Origin of the sequence: Streptococcus hyovaginalis DSM 12219, from assembly GCF_000420785.1 — a bacterium.
In the GTDB taxonomy this organism is placed as follows: Bacteria; Bacillota; Bacilli; order Lactobacillales; family Streptococcaceae; genus Streptococcus; species Streptococcus hyovaginalis.
This window is the reverse complement of the sequence record NZ_ATVP01000015.1, coordinates 4,675-29,304: the sequence shown is the minus strand read 5'-3', so window position 1 is coordinate 29,304 and position 24,630 is coordinate 4,675. Positions and strand designations below refer to the sequence as shown.

Sequence of the window (24,630 nt, the reverse complement as noted above, 5' to 3'; positions counted from 1 at the left end):
GATGAAAATGCTTGAAACATTATCGTTTCAAGCATTCGGAGCTATTCAGGCTACCAAGTTATGGGGAACCTTTTAGGTTGTCGCTTGGAAATAAGAAAGCGACAAAATAATCAATATCTAGGTATGGAATTTCGAAGATAGCTCAAACAATCTAGGAGACTGTTTGAGGAGTAAACCTAGAAACAAGAAAGTTTACCACCGTCCGACATCACCTTAGGAAAGTCTGAAAACAACTGTGTCTACAAACTCGTTTTCAATTTAATCATCTTGATCAGAATACTTGTTGATCAAGTAGTAGGTACCATCATTCTCGACAAAATCGAGGGAAACATAGGTCAACTTAGAATCGTCAGAATCATAGTCACTATAGGTAACCATCAATGTCTTAGAAACTCCATCGCCATAATTCGCGAGACTAACATAGGCATCACTTGGGTCTCCGTGTTGTTTTTGGATGTCCGTCCATTTGTTACCGCCTTGTCCGGTATCCATGTCACCTTCTGTCAGCTTATCATAATCTTCCTTGCTCCAATTTGCTTGATAGTTAGGATTCCTTTTTGGCGCATCACTAAGACCGTATGCCGAACCGCTGTATAAGATGAAGCTATTGTCGTACTGTTTTTCAAAGCGTAGACGAACCTCTTTACCGTTTAGACCACTACCTGATTCATAGGTCAAGGTCATATCATTGCCAGAGATTTCAGCATCTGACGCTTTACCATGATCCTTGATGATATCTTTTAGAGGGGTGCCATTATTGTTATCGTAACCTGAAAATGTCAAATCAGTGAAGTCTTTTTCAGTCCAATCAAATTTAGCTGATTTGTCAATGTAGTCATTAACATCTGTACTATCCGCTTTTCCATCGCTGTCAGAAGTATCCTCTTTAGATTTCTCATCATCTGAAGCATCAGAAACTTCTTTTTTGTCTTCTTGACTAGTTTTAGGACTATCTGTTTGCTTTTGACTTTCTTGAGCATTTTGGAAAATCAAGGCTCCTAAAGAGGATAGCAAGACAAGTGCCGATACAATCGTAGCAATAATAGCCAAGACTTGATTAGGTTTTTTTAGGCTTAAGAAAAGAACCAGTCCTGCAAAAACAAGGTTAAGAATGGATAATACCAAGAAAGTTAGTGCTAAGGGTGTCAACCAAGCTGCTAGCAAAATAACTAGAGAGAATAGCAGAGAAAGCGCTGCTAAGATGACAACTAAGTCCAAGCGAGAAGCCAAGCCTTGATTCGTTTTTACAGCTTGAGGGCTAGGAATTTGAGAGCTAATACCACTAGTTGCTTTTGGTAGCTGACCTGTAGTCTCTTCTAGGGGAACAGTTATCGATTTAGAAGCTTCTGGAATTTCTTGTTCTTTCTGATAGCCTGCAATCTCCATGATCTTTGATGGATCAAAATCCCCTTCCTTAGCCTTCATAAACTCCTCAGAAGTCGGTTTTCGACCAATAACCGTTTCAAATAAGGAAACCCATTCTTCTTTTCCTGCCATAAATAATCTCCTATTTTCTTCTTTTCAAGTTCAGTTTATCACAATTCCATGAATTTTCATACGCTTTTTTAAAATTTTTTCAAACCTTTTATGATACAATGACTCTATTGATATTTTAACAAGGAGGCTATTTTGAAAAAACTGTTTATATTAGCTGTAGCAAGTCTGACCATCTTATCAGGATGTGAATCCATTGAACGTTCTTTAAAAGGCGATGATTACGTGGATCAGAAAATAGCTAGTAGCCAATCTCAAGAAGCTCTCAAACAATCTCAAAAAGAGCTCAAAAAAGCACTAAAAGCTGACAAAGAAGCATTCCCACAATTATCTAGTGAAGTCGCTGACAATGAGAGCGAAGTCATGATTAGCACCAATTTGGGAGACATCACTGTTAAGCTATTTCCTAAATATGCACCCCTTGCTGTTGAAAATTTTATAACCCACGCCAAGGAAGGTTACTACGATGGTCTTACTTTCCATAGAGTCATTAAGGATTTTATGGTTCAAACAGGCGATCCAAATGGTGATGGCACTGGTGGCAAGTCTATTTGGAATGGTAAGGATGATAGCATTGATGCTGGAAATGGTTTTAAAAACGAAATCACCCCCTACCTTTATAATCTCCGAGGAGCACTAGCCATGGCCAATGCTGGAGCCGATACCAACGGAAGCCAATTTTTTATTAATCAAAATCCAAAGAGCCAATCAGATGACCTCAAATCCGGGGATTACCCTGAACCCATTATCAATGCCTATAAAGAGGGAGGAAACCTCAGCCTAGACGGAGGATACACCGTCTTTGGTCAAGTTATTTCTGGTATGGATATTGTGGATAAAATCGCTGCTGTCGAAACCAGTGATGGTGATAAACCTAAAGAAGATGTTACGATTAAAACGATTACAATCAAACAAGAAGCTAACCTCCAATAATAAAAAAGCACAGATAGAACTTGATATTTCACAAGTTCTATCTGTGCTTTTTAAAATGCCTTGCTTTTCTTAATGTTATATACGACTTGCTTTATTAATATCATTATCAAAAAGCTACCTAAAGCAACCACTGCCGACATGCCAGAAACTGTCACATCAAACAGCATGCCCAAGTAATATCCCAAACCAGCCAGTAGAATGGATGAAATGAGACTAAGTGCTGTAAAATTCAGAAAAGTCTGTGCCCATAAGCTGGATATCATGGCAGGAGCGACTAAGAAACTAATGACTGTAATAGAACCTAAACTATCAAAAGCAGCCACAATCGTCAGAGAAACCAAAAACATGAGAGAAATTTTCAGTAACCTAATTTTTACTCCCACTAGTTTAGCCTGTGTTTTATCAAATAAATAAAGTGATAGGCGTCGAAAGAATAGGGCATAAAAGAGCATAAGAGAAAGACAAAGTATAATCCCTCTAAGTAAGGCAAACGGCAAATCCACTCCTAGAAATTGACTTCTAACGAAAGGAGCAAACAGAACTTCTCCCATCAAGACTATATCTAAATCCAGATGCACATTTCTAGCAAATAATGAAATCAGCAAGACTCCCAATGCAAAAAAGAACGTGAAAACTAAGCCTGTCGCTGCATCTTGTGCAATTTTTTGACTGTGAATGGCTTCAATTCCAACAATCGTCAGAACCCCAAAGACACTTGCCCCTATTAAGAGTAAGGGGGAATTTAGATCTTGTGTCAGAAAAAAGCCCAACACAATTCCCAAAAGGACTGAATGCGACAAGGCATCTGCAACCATACTTTGATTGCTAATAACTAAAATATTACCAATCAAACTGCAAGACATAGCAATGACAATCATTATTAATAGCACTTCAGACACGTCGATTCTCCTTTCGAATATAAGTAGACCAGAAAAAAGCAAGTCCTAAACAGCACGTCATGCAAACAATGATGGCAGGTCCCGTAGACATACCACGGATACTAGAACTCATTAAACTCCCCAGAAAAGCTGAAGCAATTGCCATTAGACTTCCTAAAACTAAGCTTTGTTTATAGGTCTTTCCTAAGAGTAAACCAAAGACACTCGGTGCAATTAAAAAACTACTCATTAATATGGCACCTACAACCTTCAAACCAACGGCAATTAAGGCTGTCATCAAAATAACTTGACCTCCTTTTATCAAACTTAGCGGTAGACCACTAACTTGGGCAAAGCCTTCATCGAAGAGATAAAGGGTTAAACGCTGGAAAAAACAAAAGAAAAGTCCTAATGATAAAAGAGAAACGCCTAAAATCAAATAAATATCTGATTTCTGAATAAAGGCAGCCTGACCAAATAAATAAGTCTGCAGTCCAGCCTGAGAAGCGTTTTGGTAATGAGGATTGCCTTGAAGAAGGTTCTTAAGTACCATCCCTAAGCCAAAAAACGAGGCTGACACTAAGGATAGGGCATTGACAAAGCTCTGCTTACTATAAGTGTTAATGATGTAAATCAACCCATAAGAGACTAGGCCTGTCACCATCGCTCCCAGCATCAGAAGTAACGGATTGCGCGATTCAAAAACCATAAAGGCTAAGATAACCCCCGGATAGGAAGCGTGACCAATAGCATCGCCAATAAGACTTTGGTGTTTCAAGACACTAAGAGAACCTAGCAAACTGGAGGCGAGTGCAAAAACCGATGTTCCAAAGGCTACAGTTAAAAAAGAATAGTCCGTCAAAACAGATAGCATTTCAAACCTCCTTACTTGATTTCAAAAATGGTGACTCTGACATGGCTTGATAAGTCGCTTGATAATTTTCTTGCGTCAAGACTCGCTCTATGTCTCCTTGATCAATCGTTCTTCTGTTTAGCCAAACAAGGTAATCAAAATAATTCCTCACGCTTTGCAGATCATGGTGAATAACGACTGAAGTTTTCTTCTCTTTTTGAAAATCACAAAGAATGTCCATAATCTTCTGTTCTGTCTTGATGTCTACACCTGCCAGCGGCTCATCCATCAGATATAATTCTGCTTCTTGAGCCAAGGCTCTAGCTAAGAATACCCGTTGTCTCTGTCCGCCAGATAGTTGGTCAATCTGACGTTTTTGTAAATCTAACAAATCCAATTTTTCTAGAGCAAGTAAGGTAGCTTCCTTGTCTTTTTTCCCAGGTTTCTTAAACCAGTTTCCAATCAAGGAGTATCGCCCCATCAAAACAATATCAAAAACCCTTGCTGGAAATTGCCAATTCACTTGACTCGCTTGGGGAATATAAGCAACTTTTTGGGCTAACCACTGAGTAGAAGGCTGGTCATTGCCAAGTAGGGAAATGTGACCAGATTGTTCCTTCTCCAACTGAAGAATACTCTTAAATAAAGTTGACTTCCCAGCCCCATTTGGTCCAACAATAGCCGTACGACTACCCTTAGGAATCTCCAAGTCTAGGTGAGAGAGGGCTTGATTTGATTGATAAGATACAGATAAATCCTTAATCTGAATAGCTGTTTCCATACATAATAGTTAAGCACTCTTTTCAGAGTGCTCTTCCTTTCTAATGAGTTGTTGAGATGAGATGATTGTACAACTTGTTTTTTCGACGATGAGTCCAAACGTCATGACTACTTGAGAAGAAGTTGATTTTTCTTTCAATCGCTTTTATTTTAATGATTCCACGATAAGGTTGGTGTTGTGCTTGTACATGTCGATATAAGTATCTCCATCTTGCCCATCAGGTGCTAGAGAATCTGAGAAAAGCTCTTTACCGTGCCCAGTCACAACAGCAACTTTACCACCCTTAGCAGCAACAGCTTCCTGTAATTTTTTCATGCGTTCAGGGTTTGTTGTTGACTCAGTAAAGATTGCTTTGATGTGGTGTTCATTAATCAAGTTAACAGTTTCCATCATGTCACTGTTTGCCACTTCAGAATCGGTGCTGACACCCTGTGGCGCATATAGGGTGAAGTCATAACGACGAGCAAAATAATTAAAGGCATCGTGTGGCGTTACCAAGTAACGACTTTCTTTTGGAATGACGGACAAGGCTTCCTTATTCCATTGGTCCAACTCGTCTAAGTCTGAGAGGTATTCTTTTGTGTTTTTAGCAATCTCTTTTTTATGCTCGGGTACCAGTGACTTAAGCTCTTTAGAGGCTTCCTTGACTGCCTTTTTATATAAGTCAATATCAAACCAAAAGTGAGGGTCTACTACTTTTTCGCCATCTTCATCCATGGTTCCAATATCTTCTTTTGAAAATCCTTTAGTAACAGCACTACCTTTAGATTCTAAGGCATCCACCATTTTTCCTTCGAAGTGTAAACCATGGTACAAGACCAAATCAGCTTTTTGTAGTTTCTTCAAATCACTTGATTTGGCAACATAAAGGTGTGGGTCTTCACCAGCAGGAATAATCAATTCACGTTTGACATAGTCACCTGCTAACTGTTTTACCATATCATTTAGAAAAGAGGTTGTAACTGTAACAACTGGTTGCTTATGCTTAGAACTTGACGCTTGACTACTCTCTTTTGAGCTACAAGCTGTCAAACCGACAAAAACCAAACCTAACAGCAATAGGCTTTTTAGTATTTTTTTCATTAAAAGACTCCGTAAATGTGTTTATTAAATAAATTAGGTATACTTAATTTTATAAATAGCTTACCCTTTTATCTTCGTTTTGTCAACGATTTTCCGAAAATTTTGCTATACTTAATTCAACATATGAATTAAGAAAGTAGTAATATGACTCCTAATAAAGAAGATTATCTCAAGCGTATTTATGAACTAAGTGAAGAACAGGCTAAAATAACTAACAAAGAAATTGCAGCGCAAATGGACGTCACACCGCCAGCTGCTTCTGAAATGGTCAAAAAAATGATCCAGGAAGACTGGATCATAAAAGATAAACAAAGAGGGTACCTGGTTACTGAAAAAGGAATGGTATTGATTTCAAGTCTTTATCGAAAACATCGCTTAATTGAGTTATTTTTAATCAAAGATTTAGGCTACTCTGCCAAAGATGTCCATGAGGAAGCCGAAATCTTAGAACATAGTGTTTCCGATAAATTCATTGATCGTTTAGAGAAAAAGCTTAATTTCCCGGGAACCTGCCCGCACGGAGGTACGATTCCTCGAAAAAATGAACGTCTCAATGAGACCTATACTAACCGCTTAGCTGACATCACCGAACTAGGCACTTATTGTCTTAGAAGATACCATGATCAACTCGAACTTCTTAATTACCTCGAAGACAATCAATTTTCTCTCTCAGATCGTTTTGAACTTGAAAAAATTGATTCTTTCACCCAAACCATGATGATTCGTATAGAAGAAAAAAAACTCATCCTGCCCTCAATTGTCACGAAACAATTATTTGTTGAAAAATGTTAGAAAAATATTCTTGATAACGAAACAACACTATACCCACTTGTCTTTAAGACAAGTGGGTTTTTGACTTATAATGTTTCAAGAAACATTACTAAAGTTTCCGCTGATTTCTTTCCTGCTTCAATAATAAACTCATCAAAGGTAATATTGGCATCATGTGCTGCAGTATCACTCATAGCTCGAACAACTACGAATGGTTTACCGCATGCGCTAGCTGCTTGAGCAATAGCAGCTCCTTCCATCTCCACAGCCAAAACTTGTGGAAAATGATTCTTTATAGTATCAATCTTGTCTTGACCAGCAATGAAGCTATCACCAGTAGCAATCAAGCCCACCTTAGCAGTCACTTGAGTTTTTGCTAAAACATCTTGGAAGACTTTGATAAAGGCTGGTTCAGACTCAAAATAAAGGGGCTGCATGGACATCTGTCCATAATCATAGCCAAATGCTGTTAAATCAACATCATGATAAACCAATTGATCTGCTACTACCACATCTCCAACAGCCAATCCTTCAGCAACGGCACCAGCCGAACCCGTATTAATAATAGCCTCTACTTGGAAATGATTTACTAAAATAGCAACTGACATAGCAGACATCACTTTACCAACACCGGATTGTACCAGCACCACATCATGAGATCCAATTTTCCCAGAATAATAGGTATGATCAAGCACCGATTCTTCCAACTTATCACTAAGATTTTCCACCAGGAGACGTAACTCTTGCTCCATAGCGGCAATAATTCCAATTTTCATAAAAACTTTCTATAAATAAAAGATCGCTGCCAATAAGAGGAGAAAAAGGAGAAAAACGATGATTAAAATCCGATTAATTTTAGCTTGAAAGGCATTTCGTTTAGCATTTTCAATACGTCTACTTTTCACCATCGGTTGATCTTTTTTTTCCTTAAATAAACCAGATTTTTCAGGCGAAGATTGAGGATCTTCAAAAGTCATAACTCTTGTCTCTTCACCATCAAAATCCTCATCATAGAGAGGTTCAATAGCTTCTCCTCGATTGGCTTTTTCGATAATTTCGTCTGTTAATAAGGGGCTTCCCATAAGCTATTTCTTTCCGTTGTGAAGTGCATAATACTGTAGAGCCATGATCGTCTTGGCATCTTGGATCTCTCCAGAAGCCACCATAGCCATACAATCTTCATAACTCAGTTCGAAGATTTCAAGAACCTCGTCCTCATCCTGAGGTAAGGGATTAGGCACTTTTTCTAGATTATTTGCTAAATAAAGCTTGATTTTTTCGTTGCAAAAACCAATCGCTGTGTAAAACTCATACAAAAAGGTCAAGTCTCCCTTGTAGCCTGTTTCTTCTTCCAGCTCACGCGCAGCAGCTTCTTTCTCTGAACCAGCTTCACCTATTTCTAATTTTCCAGCTGGGATTTCATATGAAATCCTTTCAATAGCTTTGCGGTATTGCTTAACCAAAATAATCTTATCACTAGGTGTAACAGCAAGGGTTGCAACAGCACCCTTATGAAAGACCAATTCACGTTTGGCTTGCCCCAAACCGTTTGGGAGCTCAACATCATCAAGAGCTACTGTGAAAATATGACCTTCAAAAATCGTTTGGCGCTTCAACGTTTTTTCTTCAAAATCCATAGAAATTCCTCAAAATCACTTTTCTAACTTATTTTCTTGATGGGTGGTGTGGTAATTTTAAAGCATAGAACTCTTTATTTTCTTGACGACTACGTCCAATAGCGACACTATCTTTAGGAACATCCTTGGTAATGGTTGAGCCTGCAGCCGTTAAGGCGTTATCACCAACTTCAAGAGGCGCAATTAAGGTTGAATGGCTGCCAACAAAGGCATTATCGCCAATAATGGTTTTAAATTTATGCTGACCATCGTAATTCACTGTAATTGTTCCAGCACCAATATTGACATCCTTGCCAATCTCAGCATTACCAAGATAAGTCAAATGACCAGATTTAGTATTTTCACCAAGTTTGGACCCTTTGACTTCTACAAAATTCCCAATATGAACATTTTTCGCTAAGTCAGAACCGGGGCGAATATGCGCATAAGGACCTATGGTTACCCCGTTATCTAGTTGGCTTTCTTCAATCATAGAGTTAGTGATTACAGCATTGGCTCCAACCTCTGAATCTACAATGTATGTACCATTAGTTAGTACTGTTTCACGACCAATCTTGGTTTGACCTTTAAGCGTAACATTGGCTTCCACCACAACTTCTTCAGCAATCTCAACATCAATATCAATATAAGCCGAATCCGGGTTTTGGAAAGAAACGCCCTTAACCATATGATTGTGATTGATACGACGACGCATAACTCTTTCAGCGGTTGCAAGCGCTACACGGTCATTAACACCCAGACTTTCGTCAAAATCACGAAGTTTATAGGCACCCACCTTCTCACCAGCTTCTTTGAAGATACCAATTACATCAGTCAGATAATATTCGCCTTGAGCATTATTGGTATTGATATTTTTTAGGGCTTCAAAGAGACGTTTGTTATCAAAGAGATATGTCCCCGTGTTGATTTCAGTAATAGCTTGTTCATAATCGTTAGCGTCTTTTTGCTCAACAATTTTAGTCACTTCTTGATCCTTATTACGAACGATGCGCCCGTAACCAAAGGGATTATCAGCTTCTGCCGTTAAGATAGTTGCTACATTTTTGTGACTGACGTGATACTCAATCAAACTTTGAAGGCTGTCACCGGTGATTAAAGGTGTATCCCCTGCAATCACTAAGGTTTGACCATCAAGGCCTGCTAGCTCTGCTTCTGCCATCATAACCGCATGGCCTGTCCCAAGTTGTTCCGTCTGCAGAGCAAACAGTGACTGTTCTCCAAGGACTTCTTTGACCAACTCAGCTTTATGACCAATAACAGTCACTGTTTTTTCAGGCTGAATCGCTGAAACCGCACGAAAAACATGTTCCAACATGGTGATACCTGCCACCTGATGCATGACCTTAGGAAGGTCAGATTTCATACGAGTTCCCTTACCAGCTGCTAAAATAATCGCATAATTTGTCATCTTTTTGTTTCTTACCAGAACCATGGTCTGGTAACCTTTCATACATACTTTAAACGTTAATTATTATAGCATAATCAAAGGATATAAAAAAGCCAAGCTAGTCCACTTGGCTAAACAAAGGCTTTTTAAGAAATCATACTTTTCACTGCCGCTTCTAAAACCCTCATCACCATCAGGCTGTGCCTTAGGGCTTCTTTCATTTGATCCCTCTTTTGATTGGCTATCATGTCTTCAAAAGCGACAAACTCCTCATGCATCCGATGATAATCACTGTTGCGATTAAGGATCTCTGGCGCTTTGCCATTTAAAGCAAAGCTAATCTCTGGCATGGTATTGGTGGCACCCAGCACCGCTAATGATCCTTGATTTCCTTGAATGATTGAGGTAATCTCTGCACTACAATCTTTTGCTCCTATACAGACTGCCTTGAATCCCCCATAATCAAGTACCAAGATACCTGATGTATCAACACCGCATTCCATGTTTGGCAGATACTCAACACGTTTAGGCTCACCGAAAAGACCAACAACAAAGTGTATATTGTAGATATTGAGATCACGAAGAGCACCGCCCCCCTTAGCTGGGTCAAAGGCTGGAGCAATGTCACCACGTTTAAAAGCATCATAACGTGACGAATATTGTGAATAATTACAGTTGATGATTTTGATATCACCTAACTTACTTAGGTTTTCCTTAATAAAGGTAAAGTTGACTAAATACTGGTTAGTGATAGCTTCTAGCAAGAAAAGGTCTCTTTCTTCTGCCAAGGCTATCAAATCCTCTAATTCAGCCAAATGTAAGGTAAATGGCTTTTCACAGATAACGTGTTTGCCCGCTTCAAGGGCCTTTTTAGCATAGTTATAATGCAGATGATTAGGAAGCCCCACATAAACAGTGTCAACTTCTGGATTGCTTAAAATCTCATCATAATTACTGCTAGCTTGGGGAATGCCATAACTTTTTGCCAAATCACGCGCCGTATCAATAGAGCGAGGAGTTGACATGATAGCCTCGAGATCAATCCCTTCAATCTCTTGCAAGACTGGTAACACTTCTTTTACAATCATACCAGTGCCTAAAATAGCTAATTTCATCCTATTCTCCTTTACATGGATAAACCACTTCAAATTCTTCACAGACCACCAGCATATCTTCCGAGAAGGTCAAGCCTGCCTCTGCCAGCCAAATAGTGAAGAATTTCTCATGAACCTGCCGCCAATAAGACAAACTACGATCACCCTCGCCTTCAAATTTGGCATGTTCTTCCGTCACCTGCGAAAAAGGGGTGACATAAACTTTTGTCGTTTTAATAATACAAACGGCATTATCTTGGCTATCCAGAATGATATCATAGCCACCAGCCTGTGGAATTTCTTCGCCCTCTAGGTCATAGAGTGCGTAGGCAGAGCTGGTCGCTGTCTTGATACCGCGCGCTACTAGGTCTGCTAATTCATCTGGTACCGCACCAAAAGCCCAGGCTTCTGGCTCAGGTCCTGCCTGCGGATTAACTGCCAAATATTCTTGCCATAATTGTGTTGGAGTCATTATTTTTTCCTGCTTTCTAGCCAACTGGCTCTGGTCAGCCTGGTCACATGCTCCGTCCGAACCTCACCAATCAGCGCACACTCAACATTCTCTAGCTTGTACTGATAGGTAAAACCACACTTGACCTGGGCACGCTTGGATTGCTCATTGCCCTCAAAATAGCCACACCAGTTTGTCTCTAATCCTAGGGTTTCAAAGGCATGACAGAGCAGTGCTCGGATAGCCTCTGAGACCAAACCTTGTCCCCAATAATCACGACCCAGCCAATAGCCCAGCTCCGCTTCCTTGTCCGAAGTCGTCAACTTACTAGCACCGCCAATCATCAAACCGATGGCACCGACAGGCTTGCCGGAAACCTTATCCACAAGAGCATAGGTTCCTGACTGAGCAAAGACCGTTTCGATGATATTCCGACTTTCTTCTAAGGATTGGTGGGCTGGCCAGCCTGCACGCGGTCCGATTTCTGGGTCCGAGGCCAGAACAAAGAGATCCTCCGCATCATCCACCGTCCAAGGACGGAGCAATAAACGTGCTGTTTCTAGCATAAATATCTTCTCCTATTTCAAACTCCAACCACCGTCAATTTTGACAATCTCACCTTGCATAGAAGAAAGTTTTCCAGAAGCCAACATGAGAGTTAACTCTGCAACTTCCTCAGGTTGAGTCCAGCGACCAATCGGTGTCTGGTCTGCTACCCAATCCGCCAATCCTCCCGGTTCAAAATCAGCAGCCGTCATACCTGTTTTAACAGCGCCAGGTGCGATACCAAAGACTTGAATGCCATCTTTAGCATAATCAAGAGCTAACTGGCGGGTAAACCCTGCCAAAGCATGTTTGGATGACGTATAGGCAGCACCACCACCACCAGCTAAAAAACTGGCAATGGAACACATGGTAATAATAATTCCAGATTTATTAGCCACCATCTTTTCCAGATAATGTCGCGTGAGTTTCACGGTTGCAAAAAAATTGGTCTCCATAACGCTTTGAAAATCGTCTTCGGAAATAGCTAACAAAGGCTTGTAGTCATCCAAAATACCAGCAGTATTGCATAAAATATCTACCTGAGGTACCTGATTATAAGGCGAACCTAAGTTCTCTTTCAGATCCAACTGAAAAAATGTGAAGTTAGTATGAGACACGTCTGGACTTGACGACTTGTCGACACCATAAACTACATAGCCTTTTTCTAAAAATAGCTGTACTTGCGCTAAACCAATCCCAGATGCTGCTCCTGTGACTAAGACCGTTTTAGTCATTCACTTCAACCCAGTCTTCTGCTAAAACATCGCAAGGCGTTGGGCTCCACATACTGAAGCCTTCACCGTCACCCGTCACATTAATCAAAAAATAGGGCGTCGCCTCGAGCTTAACGCCATCCACCTCGATAATATCAAAGAGTTGAACATAATTTTCGGTACCTCCCCAACCTGTGCGAACATATTTTTTCTTGGCCTTGAGGCCCGGTAAAATGTCTTCAAATGTCATGATTTTCTCCTTTACTGTCTATAAACGTTGATTTAATAGGCTTTTCAATAAGCCTATGAGTTCTAAAATATAAATTTGTTCACCTTTTTGTGGACTTATAAAGAATTTATGGCTTTTTCGTAATAAGAAACTGCCTCTTTTTCTTTGTCCATTGAAAGGTGACTGTAAATATCCATGGTCATGGCTAAGGTTGCATGACCTAGGCGGTATTGTAATTCTTTATAGCTGATACCAGCATTTAGCAATAAACTAGCGTGAGTGTGACGGAAAGCGTGAAAGGTAAAGCGAGGGATACCAATTTCAGTAATGCGCCTATCTAGACTTTCTTGCCTAGTCGCCATGTTTTGATATTCCTTTGTGGGTGTCGCAAACACCACAGCAGAAACACGCGCCCCAGTCTCTATAAATATTTGTCGTTGCCTATTCTTGTAAAGTCGTAGCAGATTGATTGTTTTCTTGTCTATGCTTATGACCCTTACCCCTGCTTTACTTTTTGGCGTACCAATTAACTTTAGTAACCTGCTGTAATTCTTAGTTATGCTGATAGTTCCATTCTCTAGGTCAATATCAGACCATTCTAGGGCTACTACTTCCCCAAATCGGCAACCAGTAGCAAGTAAAACGCTGTATAAGACATAATCAAAGAAATAACTGAATTTCTTATTGGCTAGCTTTTCCATATAAGCCATTAACGCTTTTAAATCTTCTGGAGCTATGAACTTAATAGCCTTATTTTCTTTTTTTGGTACTTTAGGCAACATGACATCACGCGCAGGATTGAATGGCAATAACTGGAGAGATACCCCATATTGTAAGACACGCCTATTGATAGAGTGGACAACGCTATAATGTACCAACTCAGCAGATAAATCATTGATAAAGCCTTGAATATAGCTAACAGATAGCTTATTTAATTTCAAAGCGCCAAAGACTGGTATTAAGTGATTATAGAGCATTCTCTTAGTTGCTATGAATGTTTGAGGCTTTACAGTAAGTTGGTAGCTTTCTAGCCATAACTCAGCCAATTCTTGATAATTCTTTATCGGCACAACTTTAGTAACAGTGTAGCCATTAGAAATGAATTCATCTTGCGCGTGCTTTGCTTTTTGCTTAACCTCTTTTCTTGTCCTACCTGTTACGCTTGTTTTAGCTTTCTTACCCGTTACTTGGTCAGTACCTAAATAAACATTAGCACGGTACACAATCGCACCGTTTTTCTTTGTAATTGGTTTGATTTTCATGATAAAAACCTTTCTAAACATCAGCAGGCAAGCCGTTATTAAAAAGATTTTGAAGTATTAGGTTTATATCATGCTGAGGCTTACGAGAACGCCCCTATTTTCGTTTATTTTGGGTAGATAGTCATTTATATTGATTGAGGTTAAAACGCTATACAGAGCATTTAAGCGCCTTTATGAAATGGTAAGGGTGAGATAATTTTGTATCACGCGCATTTTACTAAAAAATACTGATTTTGTTGAAAGGCGTATTTACAAAACTAGACAAAAATTGACATCTTTTAAGGTGTAGCACGTAGAAAACTTGAAATAACTTGAAAGAAAACCTAGAAAAACCTATCTTTCAGATTTTGGAATGTTGGCAAATGTGAGCATAAAAGCCTATATAGGCGCGTGGTTTGGTTAGGTATTTATACATGAGTTTTTATTGCTTAATCTTCATCAGTTTTATTTAATTTTTCAGAATAACCAGCAATCATGAGAGCTATCCTATCCCAATCATTATAGGGCAAGGAAAAGAAATCAGTTAGGAGTAAAGATATGTAATTGTTGAATGTTTGACTTTCAGCAAGTGTAAAATAAACTTGATTTTTGAAATTATCAGCAAAAAATGATGGTGTCGGGTTTTCATCATCTATATCACTATATTTTTCCGTGTACCACAATAAAACATCATTCTCAAATTTTTTAACAGCCTCCTCCCCTTTATAGTCTTGAAAGATTTTTTTACCCTTTTGAACTTTGTCATTGTCATCTTTCAACTCTTTTACAGGGGAGAAGTTAACATTAGGTTCAGAACTATACCCTAATAAGTAGCTTTCAGAAACTTTAAAAAAATCGGCAAGTTTTCCCCAAAGTTCCTTGTTTCTTGGTTGTCTTTCTCCTTTTTCATAATACATAAGCTGACTACTTGAAACTATTATTTTATATTGTTTTTTCAATTCACCACTAAGTTTTTTTAATGAAATTCCGTCTCTTTTCCGTAGCTCTTTTAATCTATTCATCCTATTTGCCATATTGTTCTCCTTAAAGGAAATAAATTTTTTCAAAATAAGTATAACACAAAAATAGAATAACAAGCAAAAAAATTCTCAAAAAAAGAACAAAATCTATTGACATTCTCCAAAAGAGAATGTAAAATGAATCTGTTCTCAAAAAAAGAACAAAAATAGCAACAGAAAAAGGAGAGTGAGGACATGATTATTACAGAAACCCAAGCTAAAGCAATTCGAAGAAAAATTGCAGATAAACAATTAAAACAATACGAGTTCGCTAAAGAGATAGGGGTAGCTAGTCGCACAGTACCTAAAATACTAGCAGGAAATTATAAAGCCCCCAAACGGATTTATAGTTCTGTTATGGAATGGCTAGCAAAAGATTATTAAAAAGGAGGCGCACAATGAACATTGTTTACATGGACGGCAAGAAAGTATGAAAAGGAATTATAGCAAAGTCATAGACGAGCTGAGAACTTCCTATAACTTGAACTTGGTAGAGATTGGGCAACGTTTGGGCACCGACCCACGAACCGTTGGCAAGTGGGCGCGTGGCAAACACAAACCTAACCAAGTTAGTAGAAGGAAACTGAACAAGCTTTATAGAGAGGTGAAAGAAACTATGGCAACACAAGTAAGTATTTTTGAAGAGACAAACGATCAAGACCATTATTTAGAAGTAATCCGTACAGATAACTTTAATGGTTTGAGATTAGACATTTATGGAGATTTTGAAAATCCTTTGTTTATGGCCAGAGATATTGCTGAAATGATTGACTACCAAAAGACAGCACAAGGAAAATACAACACAGCTAAAATGCTCGCTATGGTTGATGAGGATGAAAAAATCAAGGGTATCCCTAATAGTCATACCCTAATCAACAACGGTACAAAAGTTTGGTTTTTAACTGAGCAAGGACTATATGAAGTGCTTTTCCAATCACGCAAACCGCTAGCCAAAGAGTTTAAGAAAGCTGTTAAGGAAATTCTAAAAGAAATCCGTCAAAAAGGATATTACATGGCAGGCGAGTTGGTAGAACCGACACCAGCGCCAGTAATAGATGACTTGTCTTATATCAAGGGGAAACTTGCTGACTTACAGAAACTAGATAATATCAGTGACATCAATAAAGGCATGGTAGTTATCAATCGTATCATTCTGACTTTGAGCCATGAAGACGCAAGCAGTGAGAAATGGCACCAGTTAACAGGGCAATAGGAGGTCAATTATGCAAAAAGTAGAAAACTGGAACGGCAACAGTATCCGTTTTATAGAACATAATGGCGAATGGTGGGCGGTGTTGTCTGATATTACACGCGCTTTAAATTTAAGGACTGATAAAGTTCGGTCGCGTTTAGAAGATGACCACCTTTCAAGGGTGGGCATAAAAGATAGAATGGGCAGAACGCAAGAAACTCTTATTGTTAACGAGTTCGGTATCTACGAAGCTATTTTTTCAAGTCGCAAAAAGGAAGCTAAGCAGTTTAAAAAGTGGGTATTTGAAACGATTAAGCAACTACGCCAAGTGACAGGGCTTGAAGGTTTCCAAGTATTCAGGATGTTGGATAAGGAGCACCAAAAACAAGCTATGGCAAAGTTAGAAACAGGTTTAAAATCAGTTTCTAAACGTGACCTTATCAAGGCTAATACTATTGCTAATAAGGCAGTATCAAATAAATACGGTTTTTCTAAGATGGTCGGTAAGTCAGATATGACCGAATCAATGCTAAAAGACCGTGAAGAAATCCTAGATGATACCGTTGAACTTATGGTGATGAGAGATAAGTTTGGGCTTGATTTCAGCATTGCAGATACCATATACAGCAGACAATAAAAAGGAGTGAATCGTGAATAAAGAGAAGTTAGAATATCAAACGTTAGTCGCTAATTTACTAACAATAATATCAGCGTTAGATATAGTTGCTGATGATTTAGATGACTTAGCCGAGGTTGAGCCATCAACTCGGATCATGTTAGAGCTAGCAGTTCGAGACTTGAACCATTTGTATATCGAACACAATGAACGTTCTGAAGGCAAAGAAAAAACGCACCACTAGAATGGCGCGTGAGAGCAACAAAAAAGGCTTTGACAGCGACCAAACTTCCAAGCCTTTTCACACAATTAAACTAAATCCAATAACAGCAGGCAAGCCGTTATTAAAGGGATTTTAGTAATTTATTGATACTTAAATTATAGCATGATTTAGGTATCTTGACCATACGGAGAGACATAACTCTTAAAAATGACATAACGCAAGAAACCAATTTGAAAAGAACCTATTACAGCCTATGCTTACAAGTTGGCGATCGAGAGCATGAGGCAATTACACAGAAAAATATGATAACGAGGTATCAAAATATGGCATTAAGCACACGAAACATTAAGCAACAGGGAAACCAAATTGATGAATTACTCCCACGTATTGAAATTATTAAGCAATTGATTAACGCTTTATTGCTTGCTGATAATGCTGGAGCAGATAGCACTATTTTACATCATCAAACAAAACAAGCATTTAGCGTTATTTTTGAAATGACTGAACAGCTATATCAAGACCTAGATTTAATTGCTTGTAAGTTGATAAATTGTGATGATGATAAAGAATTGGAGGCTATTAGACAACATGAATGATAAGATTTTAAGTAACTATGAATTTCTATGTGCAGAGCTGGAAAATGTTATCAGCACCTTAGATATAGCTATTAGTGATATTGACCAAGACAAAGCAACAGCTCTTGTAGAAGTAGCAACCAATAGGCTAAAGCACCTTGTTTCAGAACACACAGAATTAGCAGATAACTTTTTTTAAGGAGTATGGCAATGAATTTAGACGACATGACACAACAAGAATTTGATGAACTTCTAGCAGAGGTAAAAGAAGACTCACCTAATTTATTTCAAATGCTCAGTGATTTTGTAGATAAAAAAGTGACACGCGAAGAAGTTAGTGTTTATTTATCTATGACCTCTGACCAGCAACAAAACTATATTGACAACTATCAAGCGAGGTAAGATATGCAAAATGAACTAAACCTAACACCAACACAAAGTATTATCTTGATTATCGTATGTTTGGTTATTCTCGTATTGCTATGGCGTTATGAGAGCTATATAGAGCTTGATATTAGCCCACAAATTGATGAAGTAGAGGAAAACACCACAGACCACGTAGAAGAGCGCTATGGGCGTTATATTCAGCTTGCAGGTAAACGTTACAACTAGGAGGCATTACATGACATACACAATAGACATTTACCCAAACCCAGAAAATGCACCAGATAAGCCTTATTTTACTGAAAAGATATTTTTAGGAAGTTGTCAGCGTGAAGTAAATAACTTAAACCTGGTTAAGAACTTGCTGAATGAGATTATCACAGACGAGGAAAGCAAAGAGGCAGTTTTAGGAGTACTTAAGAGACAAACAACCTTACTGAATAGCATGATTTACGGGGTTAAATCTAAACAGATAATCTTTACTAACCCAGACAGGCAAACGGAGGTAACAGAATGACACTACCACCGCTACCAGAGAATTATAGACGTGTCCTTAATCTTATCAAGGTAGGAGCTGACAACCCCACCACAGGGGCAGAAATAGCCCTTGTTTTAAAGTTAGAAGAAAGGACAGTACAAAGTATCATCAGCCGTTTAATCACGCGCTACGGCATTCCTATCATTGGTGTAAGGCATGGCTTTAATCGTGGTTACTTTATCCCAGCAGATAAGGCTGAGCTATTAGACGGCGCTAAAGCTTTTTATAATCAAGTACAGGAAGAACAAAAGCGCCTAAGTGTTTTGTTAAATGCTGACCTTGATAGCTATAAGGAGTTACTGAAAGGGGCTGATATGAATGTTTAGTTTAAGCAAAGAGAGTGAAAACAGTCTAAAACGCGGCATATTATCACTAATATCTGGGTTTCTAAAAGAATATCTAAAACCCAAACCACGGATAACAGGCTTGATCACTCCCAAACAGATAAAAGATGAACTGGATGTAGATTATAAAACTTTGCAACGTTGGGAGCGTGCAGGCTTAAAAAGGCTTACCCCTCCTATCGAGGACACGCGCAAAGTCTTTTATAAAATTGACGACCTTTTAATATTTCTAGGAGCTGAAAAATGACAATATACGAGGCTAGAGGTTTCAGCAATACCTTGCACCCTTTTGATAAGTTAGAACCTTTTGAATATATCGCACGGTTCAAACCTCAAATAGTTCCCAAAGGAGCTAATATTGAAGAATACAAACAAACCCAAGCCCCTTACTGTTTGAGTGGTAAAGTGAAACCAGATACCAATGGAAGTTATAAGCGTAATAATGCTAGCCTTGTCTATCGTGATTTGATTTTCTTAGACTATGATGATATCGAAACAGGCATAGACCTCCCTAAAATCGTTTCTGAGGCACTCAGTGACTTTTCCTATATCATTTATCCAACCATTAAGCACACAACCGAAAAACAGCGTTTTAGGCTTGTAATTAAGCCTAGTAATGTGATGAATGAGGCAGTCTATAAGAAAACTGTAACGGAAGTAGCCGAAAAAATAGGCTTACCTTATGACACATCAAGCCTTACATGGTCACAATTACAAGGATTACCAGTGACAACAGGAGACCCAGCAGATTATCAAGTAATTGTGAATAGAGGATATGATTATATTGTGCCGAGTCAGCCATTATCTGATTATCCCGCTACTGCTCCACTTTATACAGATAACCGACAACCTAAAAGAAAATCTATGACTATGCGCGTGATAGATACCTTATTACATGGTTTTGGTAACGAGGGAGGGCGTAACGTGGCACTCACGCGCTTTGTGGGACTACTCCTTAATAAATGGGTTGATTGTGACGTAGAAACAGCCTACGAGCTTGCACAAATAGCTAATAGCGTAACTAATAAACCAATCCCACAAAGGGAATTAGATAGAACTTTTGAAAGTATCGTAAAATCTGAAATTAGAAAGAGGTCGAGAATGTGAATATCAATGAATTACAACAGGAATTAGATAATGCTAAACAGATTAAAAAGCCCAAAACCATGAAAGAACTATACCAACTGTTACAGTCATTAGGTGAGACATGGCGAGATGAACACAAAGAGGAAAAGGAAATCACCAAAGGTAACAGAAAAGGCGAGGTAGAAACCAAAATACCACGCCCTAGTGTTGCTGAGGTAGCTAATATTTTACTCAAAAATTGCTATTTTACCTTTATTGGGTACAGTAAACTAACAGACAGTAGCCAGCTATATATCTATCATTTAGATTTAGGGTATTATATTGCCAGCCGTGATATAGTCAATAAGCTAATTCTGAAATTTGATAGCAGGCTGACATCTAAGCGATTTACCGAAGAAGTGATTATTTTTCTAAGGACAGAAACAAAAATCAAGCCCCCTATGCAGGAAAGCTATTTAATACCAGTCAGAAATGGCATTTTTAACTTACATACTAAACAATTAGAACCATTTAACCCTAAGCATATTATCACAACAAAGATAACCACAACATACAATCCAGAGGCTAAAAAGCCCCTTTTAGGCGGTTGGTTCGATTTTGATAAGTGGCTAGGTACTCTTGCTTGTGACGATAAAGAAATTATTACACTACTTTGGCAAGTCATGAACGAGGCTATCAATCCCAACCGCACGCGCAAAAAGATGGTCATTTTAACTGGAGATGGGAACAACGGAAAAGGGACATTTCAAGCTCTATTAGAAAATCTGATAGGCAAGGAAAACATCAGCAATCTAAAGCCAGACCAATTCCAAGAACAGCACTTACTTTCAGCCCTAAATGGAAAAGTTTGTAATATTGGTGATGATATTTCTGACAAATACCTGGACAGTGTTTCTGACCTAATGAGTATTGTTACAGGCGATACTATCCAAGTAAACCCTAAACATTTACAGCCCTATGAGGCTACTTATCGCCTTTTATGTATCTTTTCTGGAAATGGTATCCCTAGAAGTCGCAACAAGTCACAAGGTTGGTATAGGCGCTTGTGTATCGTGCCATTTAATGCAGATTTTAATGGCACAGTAGAACGCCCAGAAATCAAAGACGATTTTATTAAAAACAAAGAGCTTTTAGAATGGGTACTCTATCAAATCCTAAATATGGCGGAGTTTGATAAATTCATTGAACCTAAAGCAGTTAAAGACATGTTAGATGAGTACAAAGAGGACAACGATTTTTATTATTCTTTTGTCGTTGGTACTTATATCCCTAACGGTTATCATGAGTTGCAACATGTACCACTACCCATTATCAAGCAATGGCTAGAAGAATTTACAGAGGACGAGGGGATAAAAAACGCTAACCTATACAGCTTTGGAAAAAAAATAACTGCTGTACTAAATAAAGAAGTTGCTGATATTTATAAGTTAAAGACTGGGCGCGTGCCATTAGACGATTATAATATCCTTGACCCTAGCGGTTGGCATAGCCGAAAACTTCAAGGAGTACCTAAGGGAGTACACAGAGATAACCAAGAATAATAAGAAGTATCAAAGTTTGTGACCGTGTGACCAAGATGTGACCAAGATTTTAAAAAACGGTCACACGCTGAAACCCTTGATAATACTGACTTTTTACCTCTAAATCATCAAAATGTGACCATGTGACCAAGTTTTTTATTTATATATATAGGAGTTGGAAATCATTTCATCTTTTTTATATAAATAATTTTTTTCAAAATCGGTCACAAGGTCAACACCATAGCTAAACCCTTGATACTACTAGCTTTTTGAACGTGACCAAGATTTTTTAAAGTTGGTCACAAATAGCAAAAGTTTACATAATTTATCTTAAAACAAGAAAGAGAGACTAAAAATGACTGAAAACCACTACCTGGAACAAGCTGAAAAGGATAGATTAGAACTTGAGCAACACCGCCTAAATTATATGGCTTTGAATGTTACACCGACACAAGCCCAAAGATTAGCATTTTGCGACTATCTAGAACAGCAATACGAAAACACCTTAAAGAAAATGATTGCCAACACAGACAAACAGGCACTAGGTGAGTTACTAGATTTGTTAGAGCTACCAGCAGAGATAGAAAGCCAGTTTATCCGAGATATGGCAGTCAGTGGGCTACTAGCCAAAGATTGAACATAGAGGCACGCGCCTCTTTTGTTGTTTAATCAATAAATTTGGGTTTTGCCAATACGGGAGGGGAAAATGATTGAATTGACCATAGAAAGCATAACCAAACCACTGAAACAAAAAGGCTTATCAAAAATATCTGGTAAGTTAAAGGGGGTAGGTATCACTATTGACCTTAATAACCTAACTGTTAACTACGATAGCCAACAGATAAACCTAGACAGCATACCAGGAACTTATGGAGGTCTCCGCTACTTCTTCCTTTGCCCTATTTGTGGTAGGAGGTGTAGAAAACTATTCAAAAATAGCCTTATCTTTGCTTGCGGTACTTGTCAAGATAGGCATAGGGCAACTTTGAACCGAAGTAAAACAGACTGCCAGTATTATTTTGAACTAGCTTTCAAAGAGGCTAGGAAAATAGACCCCAGTTACTATCCAGAAAAAGGGTACGTTGATTATGACAATTTTCCTAGCAGACCAAAAAGAATGAGGGCTAAGACATACTGGAAACATTACAGAAAGTTTACTAGCTTTTTAGATAAAGGGGTGAGCTATTGGTTGGGTGGACTTAAATAAACAGGGTGCATTTACAAAATAAACAAATAAAGAGCGTATGGAAACTTCTCAGAATTGAAGCAAAGAACACGCGCTATTTTTGATATAATCATAGTCATATCGAGGTATTAAATTATGTTTGAAATCAATATGACGATTAATGAGCAACTAAGAAACGCTAGAGACTTAAAGCCATTCATTGAAAGCCTAGAAGTCGAGCTAGCACAGGTAAGGGAACAATTCAAATCACAGCCAGCACTACTAGAACCCCAAGAAACTGAAATACTAACAGCCATTAGAGAAATCACAGCTAGACGACAACATATGGCTGACTTAATCAATCAGTTATCAGATAAAAGGCAACGTGATGTATTAAACGCCCAATATATCGAGGGGATAAAAACTAAAAATCTAGCCGATGTATTAGGTATGAATGATAGGGAGTTACAAAATATACGCAGAAAAGCTATTAAGAGTTTAGAACAGTTACAAAATCAACTAAAACAGTCAGAGACTTAAAAATTAGCGCTATTTTGGCGCGTGTTTTCCCTTGTCCGATAAATTAACCATGAACTGACTAAAAGCCCTTAGAAACGATTTTAGGGGCTATTTTTGATTTACACAAAAATTGATTTAAAAATAACAATCTTTACTTGAATACGTGTTACACGTATGATATAATAATCTTGTCAGGAGGTAAGAGCGCTATGCCTATGACACAAAAAGAAATGGTTAAACTACTTACCGCCAACGGTTGGACAAAGACCAAAGGTGGGAAAGGGTCACACGTTAAACTTGAAAAAGCAGGCGAGCGACCTATAACCATCCCCCACGGTGAAATTAACAAATACACCGAAAGGGGTATCAAAAAGCAAGCAGGGCTGTTATAAAGACAGTCCCCCGCTTGTCTTTATTTTGGAGGTAAACTATGCTTGTCACTTATCCAGCTTTATTTTATTATGACGATACAGACGGAGCTAACGCCCCTTATTTTGTCACTTTTCCAGACTTTGAACATTCAGCAACTCAAGGCGAAGATATGGCAAACGCTATGGCAATGGCTAGCGATTGGTTAGGTATTCATCTAGCTGATTATATTGAGAATGGGCGAGATATTCCCACTCCTGCCCCTATTAACACTCTATCTTTAGCAGATAATAACCCTTTCCGTGATGATGAGGATATAGAGCTTATCTATGACCCTAGTAAGTCTTTTATCTCTATGGTTATGGTTGACGTGGCAGAGTATCTAGGTAGTCAAGAACCTGTAAAGAAAACTCTAACTATCCCACGTTGGGCGGATACTTTAGGGCGTGACCTAGGTTTGAACTTTTCCCAAACTTTGACAGACGCCATTGCTGATAAGAAAATTCATGCTTAACACTATCTAACTTTTAAAAATGGCATGTTGTGAGAAATAACTAACTTGTGCCAGCTATCCGTGGTATAATATATTCACAGCTGGAGGCTTGCATAGTCTAGCCGATTAGGGAGAGTTAGCCCCTGAGGTCATACACTCCCTTTTTGGTATAATAAACCTATCAGATAAGCAAAGATAACTAAAAAAAGCGTAGCTGATGACTACGCTAGTTCTTGCCTGCTGAACTCGTAAATTTTTGACCTATTTTAGGTCTTTTTTTACTCCCCTTTTTGTGGACTTTGGGAGACTATTAAAGGTCATTTGTGACTATGTTTTTTTCAAAAAGTCCACAAATTCAGAGGCTATAAACGCCTATTTCAAGCCATTCCTAGACATTTTCCAAAATGTCTTCAAATGTCATGATTTTCTCCTTTACTGTCTATAAACGTTGATTTAATAGGCTTTTCAATAAGCCTATGAGTTCTAAAATATAAAT

The 24,630-nt window shown here is 38.5% G+C and carries 36 protein-coding genes; 20 read left to right on the top strand and 16 right to left on the bottom strand.

Annotated features, from left to right (window positions below; translation table 11 throughout):
- Positions 1 to 258: 258 nt before the first annotated feature.
- Entirely contained in the window at positions 259 to 1,497 is a 1,239-nt protein-coding gene (locus tag G574_RS0109420; RefSeq protein WP_029691973.1) for a hypothetical protein, read from the bottom strand.
- Between the two features lie 132 nt (positions 1,498 to 1,629).
- Between G574_RS0109420 and G574_RS0109415 the strand changes: the two genes are divergently transcribed.
- Complete coding sequence (locus G574_RS0109415) at positions 1,630 to 2,427, top strand: peptidylprolyl isomerase (protein ID WP_029691972.1); 798 nt, start codon at positions 1,630 to 1,632, stop codon at positions 2,425 to 2,427.
- Positions 2,428 to 2,477: 50 nt separating this feature from the next.
- On the opposite strand, the gene G574_RS0109410 is transcribed toward G574_RS0109415, so the two are convergent.
- From G574_RS0109410 to G574_RS0109395, 4 genes are all read right to left on the bottom strand, one after another.
- Positions 2,478 to 3,326: a metal ABC transporter permease gene (locus tag G574_RS0109410; protein ID WP_029691971.1), complete on the bottom strand. Its 849-nt coding sequence runs from the start codon at positions 3,324 to 3,326 to the stop codon at positions 2,478 to 2,480.
- A complete protein-coding gene (locus G574_RS0109405) occupies positions 3,319 to 4,179 on the bottom strand; it encodes a metal ABC transporter permease (RefSeq protein WP_029691970.1) in 861 nt (286 codons plus the stop codon). Before G574_RS0109405 ends, G574_RS0109410 begins: the two co-directional genes overlap by 8 nt.
- A 1-nt stretch (position 4,180) precedes the next feature.
- Entirely contained in the window at positions 4,181 to 4,939 is a 759-nt protein-coding gene (locus G574_RS0109400) for a metal ABC transporter ATP-binding protein (protein WP_029691969.1), read from the bottom strand.
- 144 nt (positions 4,940 to 5,083) lie between these two features.
- Positions 5,084 to 6,022 (bottom strand): metal ABC transporter solute-binding protein, Zn/Mn family, encoded by a 939-nt coding sequence (locus tag G574_RS0109395; RefSeq protein WP_017769665.1) that lies wholly within the window; start codon positions 6,020 to 6,022, stop codon positions 5,084 to 5,086.
- 144 nt (positions 6,023 to 6,166) lie between these two features.
- Between G574_RS0109395 and G574_RS0109390 the strand changes: the two genes are divergently transcribed.
- Positions 6,167 to 6,814 (top strand): metal-dependent transcriptional regulator, encoded by a 648-nt coding sequence (locus tag G574_RS0109390; RefSeq protein WP_029691968.1) that lies wholly within the window; start codon positions 6,167 to 6,169, stop codon positions 6,812 to 6,814.
- A 65-nt stretch (positions 6,815 to 6,879) separates the two neighbouring features.
- On the opposite strand, the gene G574_RS0109385 is transcribed toward G574_RS0109390, so the two are convergent.
- The 11 genes from G574_RS0109385 to G574_RS11695 all read right to left on the bottom strand — a co-directional run bounded on the left by G574_RS0109385 (position 6,880) and on the right by G574_RS11695 (position 15,125).
- Positions 6,880 to 7,569 (bottom strand): 5'-methylthioadenosine/adenosylhomocysteine nucleosidase, encoded by a 690-nt coding sequence (locus G574_RS0109385; protein WP_029691967.1) that lies wholly within the window; start codon positions 7,567 to 7,569, stop codon positions 6,880 to 6,882.
- 9 nt (positions 7,570 to 7,578) lie between these two features.
- On the bottom strand, positions 7,579 to 7,875 hold the full coding sequence (gene macP / locus G574_RS0109380) for a cell wall synthase accessory phosphoprotein MacP (RefSeq protein ID WP_017769662.1): 297 nt from the start codon (positions 7,873 to 7,875) through the stop codon (positions 7,579 to 7,581).
- Between the two features lie 3 nt (positions 7,876 to 7,878).
- Complete coding sequence (locus G574_RS0109375) at positions 7,879 to 8,430, bottom strand: NUDIX domain-containing protein (RefSeq protein WP_017769661.1); 552 nt, start codon at positions 8,428 to 8,430, stop codon at positions 7,879 to 7,881.
- Between the two features lie 28 nt (positions 8,431 to 8,458).
- Positions 8,459 to 9,838 (bottom strand): bifunctional UDP-N-acetylglucosamine diphosphorylase/glucosamine-1-phosphate N-acetyltransferase GlmU, encoded by a 1,380-nt coding sequence (glmU, locus tag G574_RS0109370; protein WP_029691966.1) that lies wholly within the window; start codon positions 9,836 to 9,838, stop codon positions 8,459 to 8,461.
- Positions 9,839 to 9,963: 125 nt separating this feature from the next.
- Positions 9,964 to 10,932 carry a Gfo/Idh/MocA family protein gene (locus G574_RS0109365; RefSeq protein WP_029691964.1) on the bottom strand — a complete coding sequence of 323 codons (969 nt, stop codon included), beginning with the start codon at positions 10,930 to 10,932 and terminating at the stop codon, positions 9,964 to 9,966.
- A gap of 1 nt (position 10,933) precedes the next feature.
- The gene (locus G574_RS0109360) at positions 10,934 to 11,383 is read right to left on the bottom strand and encodes an ASCH domain-containing protein (protein WP_029691963.1); all 450 of its coding nucleotides are present in this window, start codon (positions 11,381 to 11,383) and stop codon (positions 10,934 to 10,936) included.
- Positions 11,383 to 11,928, bottom strand: a complete 546-nt coding sequence (locus G574_RS0109355; protein WP_029691962.1) for a GNAT family N-acetyltransferase — start codon at positions 11,926 to 11,928, stop codon at positions 11,383 to 11,385. Before G574_RS0109355 ends, G574_RS0109360 begins: the two co-directional genes overlap by 1 nt.
- A gap of 12 nt (positions 11,929 to 11,940) precedes the next feature.
- Positions 11,941 to 12,642, bottom strand: coding sequence for a 3-oxoacyl-ACP reductase (locus G574_RS0109350; protein ID WP_029691961.1), 702 nt, complete (start codon positions 12,640 to 12,642; stop codon positions 11,941 to 11,943).
- Positions 12,635 to 12,871, bottom strand: coding sequence for a DUF2829 domain-containing protein (locus G574_RS0109345; protein WP_029691960.1), 237 nt, complete (start codon positions 12,869 to 12,871; stop codon positions 12,635 to 12,637). Before G574_RS0109345 ends, G574_RS0109350 begins: the two co-directional genes overlap by 8 nt.
- 95 nt (positions 12,872 to 12,966) lie before the next feature.
- Positions 12,967 to 14,112 carry a tyrosine-type recombinase/integrase gene (locus G574_RS0109340; RefSeq protein WP_029691958.1) on the bottom strand — a complete coding sequence of 382 codons (1,146 nt, stop codon included), beginning with the start codon at positions 14,110 to 14,112 and terminating at the stop codon, positions 12,967 to 12,969.
- Positions 14,113 to 14,540: 428 nt separating this feature from the next.
- Entirely contained in the window at positions 14,541 to 15,125 is a 585-nt protein-coding gene (locus tag G574_RS11695; RefSeq protein WP_211209684.1) for a helix-turn-helix domain-containing protein, read from the bottom strand.
- Between the two features lie 180 nt (positions 15,126 to 15,305).
- Between G574_RS11695 and G574_RS0109330 the strand changes: the two genes are divergently transcribed.
- The 18 genes from G574_RS0109330 to G574_RS0109245 all read left to right on the top strand — a co-directional run bounded on the left by G574_RS0109330 (position 15,306) and on the right by G574_RS0109245 (position 24,155).
- On the top strand, positions 15,306 to 15,494 hold the full coding sequence (locus G574_RS0109330) for a hypothetical protein (protein WP_029691956.1): 189 nt from the start codon (positions 15,306 to 15,308) through the stop codon (positions 15,492 to 15,494).
- A gap of 46 nt (positions 15,495 to 15,540) precedes the next feature.
- A complete protein-coding gene (locus G574_RS10985; protein ID WP_017768763.1) occupies positions 15,541 to 16,323 on the top strand; it encodes a BRO family protein in 783 nt (260 codons plus the stop codon).
- A 10-nt stretch (positions 16,324 to 16,333) separates the two neighbouring features.
- Positions 16,334 to 16,939 (top strand): BRO-N domain-containing protein, encoded by a 606-nt coding sequence (locus tag G574_RS0109320; RefSeq protein WP_017768764.1) that lies wholly within the window; start codon positions 16,334 to 16,336, stop codon positions 16,937 to 16,939.
- Positions 16,940 to 16,952: 13 nt separating this feature from the next.
- Complete coding sequence (locus G574_RS0109315; RefSeq protein ID WP_017768765.1) at positions 16,953 to 17,162, top strand: hypothetical protein; 210 nt, start codon at positions 16,953 to 16,955, stop codon at positions 17,160 to 17,162.
- 209 nt (positions 17,163 to 17,371) lie between these two features.
- Positions 17,372 to 17,737: a hypothetical protein gene (locus G574_RS0109310; protein ID WP_245540411.1), complete on the top strand. Its 366-nt coding sequence runs from the start codon at positions 17,372 to 17,374 to the stop codon at positions 17,735 to 17,737.
- On the top strand, positions 17,730 to 17,915 hold the full coding sequence (locus tag G574_RS10980; RefSeq protein WP_017768767.1) for a hypothetical protein: 186 nt from the start codon (positions 17,730 to 17,732) through the stop codon (positions 17,913 to 17,915). Before G574_RS0109310 ends, G574_RS10980 begins: the two co-directional genes overlap by 8 nt.
- Before the next feature lie 5 nt (positions 17,916 to 17,920).
- Entirely contained in the window at positions 17,921 to 18,118 is a 198-nt protein-coding gene (locus tag G574_RS0109300) for a hypothetical protein (RefSeq protein WP_029691955.1), read from the top strand.
- A gap of 3 nt (positions 18,119 to 18,121) precedes the next feature.
- Positions 18,122 to 18,328 (top strand): hypothetical protein, encoded by a 207-nt coding sequence (locus G574_RS0109295; protein WP_017768769.1) that lies wholly within the window; start codon positions 18,122 to 18,124, stop codon positions 18,326 to 18,328.
- Between the two features lie 10 nt (positions 18,329 to 18,338).
- A complete protein-coding gene (locus G574_RS10975) occupies positions 18,339 to 18,617 on the top strand; it encodes a hypothetical protein (protein ID WP_017768770.1) in 279 nt (92 codons plus the stop codon).
- The gene (locus tag G574_RS0109285) at positions 18,614 to 18,964 is read left to right on the top strand and encodes a helix-turn-helix domain-containing protein (RefSeq protein ID WP_017768771.1); all 351 of its coding nucleotides are present in this window, start codon (positions 18,614 to 18,616) and stop codon (positions 18,962 to 18,964) included. Before G574_RS10975 ends, G574_RS0109285 begins: the two co-directional genes overlap by 4 nt.
- Positions 18,957 to 19,229 (top strand): MerR family transcriptional regulator, encoded by a 273-nt coding sequence (locus tag G574_RS0109280; RefSeq protein WP_017768772.1) that lies wholly within the window; start codon positions 18,957 to 18,959, stop codon positions 19,227 to 19,229. Before G574_RS0109285 ends, G574_RS0109280 begins: the two co-directional genes overlap by 8 nt.
- Positions 19,226 to 20,089: a primase alpha helix C-terminal domain-containing protein gene (locus tag G574_RS0109275; protein ID WP_017768773.1), complete on the top strand. Its 864-nt coding sequence runs from the start codon at positions 19,226 to 19,228 to the stop codon at positions 20,087 to 20,089. The genes G574_RS0109280 and G574_RS0109275 overlap by 4 nt, the downstream gene beginning before the upstream one ends.
- A gap of 59 nt (positions 20,090 to 20,148) precedes the next feature.
- On the top strand, positions 20,149 to 21,609 hold the full coding sequence (locus G574_RS0109270; protein ID WP_029691953.1) for a DNA primase family protein: 1,461 nt from the start codon (positions 20,149 to 20,151) through the stop codon (positions 21,607 to 21,609).
- Positions 21,610 to 21,943: 334 nt separating this feature from the next.
- A complete protein-coding gene (locus G574_RS0109265; RefSeq protein ID WP_029691952.1) occupies positions 21,944 to 22,225 on the top strand; it encodes a hypothetical protein in 282 nt (93 codons plus the stop codon).
- Positions 22,226 to 22,294: 69 nt separating this feature from the next.
- Positions 22,295 to 22,795: a hypothetical protein gene (locus G574_RS0109260; RefSeq protein ID WP_029691951.1), complete on the top strand. Its 501-nt coding sequence runs from the start codon at positions 22,295 to 22,297 to the stop codon at positions 22,793 to 22,795.
- Between the two features lie 114 nt (positions 22,796 to 22,909).
- A complete protein-coding gene (locus G574_RS0109255; RefSeq protein WP_017768777.1) occupies positions 22,910 to 23,293 on the top strand; it encodes a DUF1492 domain-containing protein in 384 nt (127 codons plus the stop codon).
- A gap of 188 nt (positions 23,294 to 23,481) precedes the next feature.
- On the top strand, positions 23,482 to 23,664 hold the full coding sequence (locus G574_RS0109250; protein WP_015647112.1) for a type II toxin-antitoxin system HicA family toxin: 183 nt from the start codon (positions 23,482 to 23,484) through the stop codon (positions 23,662 to 23,664).
- 38 nt (positions 23,665 to 23,702) lie between these two features.
- Positions 23,703 to 24,155 carry a type II toxin-antitoxin system HicB family antitoxin gene (locus G574_RS0109245; protein WP_017768778.1) on the top strand — a complete coding sequence of 151 codons (453 nt, stop codon included), beginning with the start codon at positions 23,703 to 23,705 and terminating at the stop codon, positions 24,153 to 24,155.
- Positions 24,156 to 24,630 lie beyond the last annotated feature (475 nt).

What these genes read in the sequence shown, in the direction of transcription:
- G574_RS0109420 (WP_029691973.1), bottom strand. Translation starts at nt 1,497, where the DNA reads ATGGCAGGAAAAGAAGAATGGGTTTCCTTATTTGAAACGGTTATTGGT.
- G574_RS0109405 (WP_029691970.1), bottom strand. Translation starts at nt 4,179, where the DNA reads ATGCTATCTGTTTTGACGGACTATTCTTTTTTAACTGTAGCCTTTGGA.
- G574_RS0109400 (WP_029691969.1), bottom strand. Translation starts at nt 4,939, where the DNA reads ATGGAAACAGCTATTCAGATTAAGGATTTATCTGTATCTTATCAATCA.
- G574_RS0109395 (WP_017769665.1), bottom strand. Translation starts at nt 6,022, where the DNA reads ATGAAAAAAATACTAAAAAGCCTATTGCTGTTAGGTTTGGTTTTTGTC.
- G574_RS0109390 (WP_029691968.1), top strand. Translation starts at nt 6,167, where the DNA reads ATGACTCCTAATAAAGAAGATTATCTCAAGCGTATTTATGAACTAAGT.
- G574_RS0109385 (WP_029691967.1), bottom strand. Translation starts at nt 7,569, where the DNA reads ATGAAAATTGGAATTATTGCCGCTATGGAGCAAGAGTTACGTCTCCTG.
- macP (WP_017769662.1), bottom strand. Translation starts at nt 7,875, where the DNA reads ATGGGAAGCCCCTTATTAACAGACGAAATTATCGAAAAAGCCAATCGA.
- G574_RS0109375 (WP_017769661.1), bottom strand. Translation starts at nt 8,430, where the DNA reads ATGGATTTTGAAGAAAAAACGTTGAAGCGCCAAACGATTTTTGAAGGT.
- glmU (WP_029691966.1), bottom strand. Translation starts at nt 9,838, where the DNA reads ATGACAAATTATGCGATTATTTTAGCAGCTGGTAAGGGAACTCGTATG.
- G574_RS0109365 (WP_029691964.1), bottom strand. Translation starts at nt 10,932, where the DNA reads ATGAAATTAGCTATTTTAGGCACTGGTATGATTGTAAAAGAAGTGTTA.
- G574_RS0109360 (WP_029691963.1), bottom strand. Translation starts at nt 11,383, where the DNA reads ATGACTCCAACACAATTATGGCAAGAATATTTGGCAGTTAATCCGCAG.
- G574_RS0109355 (WP_029691962.1), bottom strand. Translation starts at nt 11,928, where the DNA reads ATGCTAGAAACAGCACGTTTATTGCTCCGTCCTTGGACGGTGGATGAT.
- G574_RS0109350 (WP_029691961.1), bottom strand. Translation starts at nt 12,642, where the DNA reads ATGACTAAAACGGTCTTAGTCACAGGAGCAGCATCTGGGATTGGTTTA.
- G574_RS0109345 (WP_029691960.1), bottom strand. Translation starts at nt 12,871, where the DNA reads ATGACATTTGAAGACATTTTACCGGGCCTCAAGGCCAAGAAAAAATAT.
- G574_RS0109340 (WP_029691958.1), bottom strand. Translation starts at nt 14,112, where the DNA reads ATGAAAATCAAACCAATTACAAAGAAAAACGGTGCGATTGTGTACCGT.
- G574_RS11695 (WP_211209684.1), bottom strand. Translation starts at nt 15,125, where the DNA reads ATGGCAAATAGGATGAATAGATTAAAAGAGCTACGGAAAAGAGACGGA.
- G574_RS0109330 (WP_029691956.1), top strand. Translation starts at nt 15,306, where the DNA reads ATGATTATTACAGAAACCCAAGCTAAAGCAATTCGAAGAAAAATTGCA.
- G574_RS10985 (WP_017768763.1), top strand. Translation starts at nt 15,541, where the DNA reads ATGAAAAGGAATTATAGCAAAGTCATAGACGAGCTGAGAACTTCCTAT.
- G574_RS0109320 (WP_017768764.1), top strand. Translation starts at nt 16,334, where the DNA reads ATGCAAAAAGTAGAAAACTGGAACGGCAACAGTATCCGTTTTATAGAA.
- G574_RS10980 (WP_017768767.1), top strand. Translation starts at nt 17,730, where the DNA reads ATGAATGATAAGATTTTAAGTAACTATGAATTTCTATGTGCAGAGCTG.
- G574_RS0109300 (WP_029691955.1), top strand. Translation starts at nt 17,921, where the DNA reads ATGGCAATGAATTTAGACGACATGACACAACAAGAATTTGATGAACTT.
- G574_RS0109295 (WP_017768769.1), top strand. Translation starts at nt 18,122, where the DNA reads ATGCAAAATGAACTAAACCTAACACCAACACAAAGTATTATCTTGATT.
- G574_RS10975 (WP_017768770.1), top strand. Translation starts at nt 18,339, where the DNA reads ATGACATACACAATAGACATTTACCCAAACCCAGAAAATGCACCAGAT.
- G574_RS0109285 (WP_017768771.1), top strand. Translation starts at nt 18,614, where the DNA reads ATGACACTACCACCGCTACCAGAGAATTATAGACGTGTCCTTAATCTT.
- G574_RS0109280 (WP_017768772.1), top strand. Translation starts at nt 18,957, where the DNA reads ATGTTTAGTTTAAGCAAAGAGAGTGAAAACAGTCTAAAACGCGGCATA.
- G574_RS0109275 (WP_017768773.1), top strand. Translation starts at nt 19,226, where the DNA reads ATGACAATATACGAGGCTAGAGGTTTCAGCAATACCTTGCACCCTTTT.
- G574_RS0109270 (WP_029691953.1), top strand. Translation starts at nt 20,149, where the DNA reads ATGAAAGAACTATACCAACTGTTACAGTCATTAGGTGAGACATGGCGA.
- G574_RS0109265 (WP_029691952.1), top strand. Translation starts at nt 21,944, where the DNA reads ATGACTGAAAACCACTACCTGGAACAAGCTGAAAAGGATAGATTAGAA.
- G574_RS0109260 (WP_029691951.1), top strand. Translation starts at nt 22,295, where the DNA reads ATGATTGAATTGACCATAGAAAGCATAACCAAACCACTGAAACAAAAA.
- G574_RS0109255 (WP_017768777.1), top strand. Translation starts at nt 22,910, where the DNA reads ATGTTTGAAATCAATATGACGATTAATGAGCAACTAAGAAACGCTAGA.
- G574_RS0109250 (WP_015647112.1), top strand. Translation starts at nt 23,482, where the DNA reads ATGCCTATGACACAAAAAGAAATGGTTAAACTACTTACCGCCAACGGT.
- G574_RS0109245 (WP_017768778.1), top strand. Translation starts at nt 23,703, where the DNA reads ATGCTTGTCACTTATCCAGCTTTATTTTATTATGACGATACAGACGGA.